2 protein-coding genes are annotated in these 1,845 nt (G+C 71.1%); one reads left to right on the forward strand and one right to left on the reverse strand.

Going from position 1 to position 1,845, the window contains the following annotated elements; all coding sequences use genetic code 11:
• Positions 1-255 (reverse strand): universal stress protein (locus VTU_RS0105880; RefSeq protein WP_010101948.1); only part of this gene is annotated, 255 nt, incomplete at its 3' end.
• A gap of 120 nt (positions 256-375) precedes the next feature.
• Between VTU_RS0105880 and VTU_RS0105885 the strand changes: the two genes are divergently transcribed.
• Positions 376-1,845, forward strand: a 1,470-nt coding sequence (locus VTU_RS0105885) for a heavy metal translocating P-type ATPase (protein ID WP_010101950.1), incomplete at its 3' end; no start/stop codon positions are given.

Raw genomic sequence — 1,845 nt, forward strand, 5'->3', positions numbered from 1 at the left:
CACGCCCTGGGCGTCGCCCCGGGTCTTGATGCCATCGACCACGGCCTGCGCCGCGTCGCTCCATTGCTTCTCCACGCGGTCCACGTCCTTCATGTCAACCGGCATGGTGCCTTCAAAGTAGCTGCGCGCGTAGCGCGGCACCACCTTCAGGGCGATCACGGTGGCGCCCGCGAGCGCGGCCAGAGACAGGCCGTGTTCCACGGCCTTGTCCGACAGCGGCGAGCCGTCGGTGGCGATCAGGATGCATTTGTACATTGGACTCTCCTTGGCGTTCCCCCACGGAACGCGTTTGGGGAGCGATCATGTCGCCACGTTTAATACAAGTCAATGCGTCTGCCGGGGCGCGGTGTCAGGTCGGGATGCGACACTAGCGCCATGCCTGTGACCCTGTCTCGTGCTGCTGCACCGCAGCCGCCTTCGACCCCCCCGTCCGCCGCGTCCATCCTGCTGCTCGACGACCCGCAAGAATGGCCGGCATTTGGCCATCCCGTGCCGCTGGCAGGCGCCGCTGCGGAGGACCCTGCGGCCTGCGCATGGGACTCGCAGGTGGTGCTCGAAGGCATGCGCTGCGCGGCCTGCGCGCTCACCGTCGAGAACGCGCTGCGCGCCGTTCCCGGCGTGCTCCGGGCCGAGGTGAGCGCTGCCAGCTGCCGCGCCCGCGTGCTCTGGGACCCGGGCCAGGTCCGCCCCTCGCAATGGCTGGACGCGGTGCACAGGGCGGGCTACCGCGCCCTGCCCGCGATGGATTCACAGGCCCGTGAGCGGCGCCTGCGCGAGGGCCGCGGCGCGCTGTGGCGCTGGCTGGTGGCGGGGCTTTGCATGATGCAGGTGATGATGTACGCGTGGCCCGCGTACGTGGCGCGGCCGGGCGATCTGAGCGGCGAGACCGAGCAACTGATGCGCTGGGCCTGCTGGGTCGTCACGCTGCCCACGCTGGTCTTCTCGTGCGCGCCGTTCTTCTCCGCCGCGCTGCGCGACATCCGCGCGCGCCGCGTCGGCATGGACCTGCCGGTTGCGCTGGGCATGGCCATCAGCTTCGGCGTGAGCATGGCGGGAACGTTCAACCCCACGGGGATTTTCGGCAAAGAGGTGTACTACGACTCGCTGAGCATGTTCGTGTTCTTTCTGCTCACCGGGCGCTTGCTCGAGTCGCGCCTGCGCGAGCGCACCGCGGGCGCGCTCGAGGCGGTGCTCAATCGCCTGCCCGACAGCGTCGAGCGGCGCGGCGCGGACGGTGCTTTCAGCCGCGTGGCGACGCGCCGTCTGGCCGCAGGCGACGTCATTCGCGTGCTCGCGGGCGAGGCGTTTCCGGCCGACGGCTGCATCACCGAGGGCAGCACGCAGGTCGATGAGGCGCTGCTCACCGGGGAATCGACCCCCGTGGCGCGCAGCGTCGGCGGCGCCGTCGCTGCGGGCAGCCACAACCTGCAGGCGCCGGTGCAGGTGCGGGTCGAGGGCGTGGGCGCGCAGACCCGTTTTGCGCAGATCGTCGCGCTGATGGAGAGCGCGGCCTTGCAGAAGCCGCGGCTGGTGCAGCTGGCGGACCGCATCGCCCGGCCGTTCCTGCTCGCCGTGCTGCTGGCTGCGGCGCTGGCGGCGCTGTTCTGGTGGCACGCCGGTCCGGGGCAGGCGCTCATGGTGGCGGTGGCCGTGCTCATCGTGACCTGCCCGTGTGCGCTCTCGCTGGCGGCGCCCGTGGCCATGCTCACCGCTGCGGGAACCCTGGCGCGCCAAGGGGTGCTGGTGCGCAACCTGCAGGGTCTGGAGGCCTTGGCTGCGGTGGACTGCGTGGTGTTCGACAAGACCGGCACGCTGACCCGCGACGGCATGGCGCTGCGCGCCGTG

Source organism: Verminephrobacter aporrectodeae subsp. tuberculatae At4 (assembly GCF_000193225.1).
In the GTDB taxonomy this organism is placed as follows: domain Bacteria; phylum Pseudomonadota; class Gammaproteobacteria; order Burkholderiales; family Burkholderiaceae_C; genus Acidovorax; species Acidovorax aporrectodeae.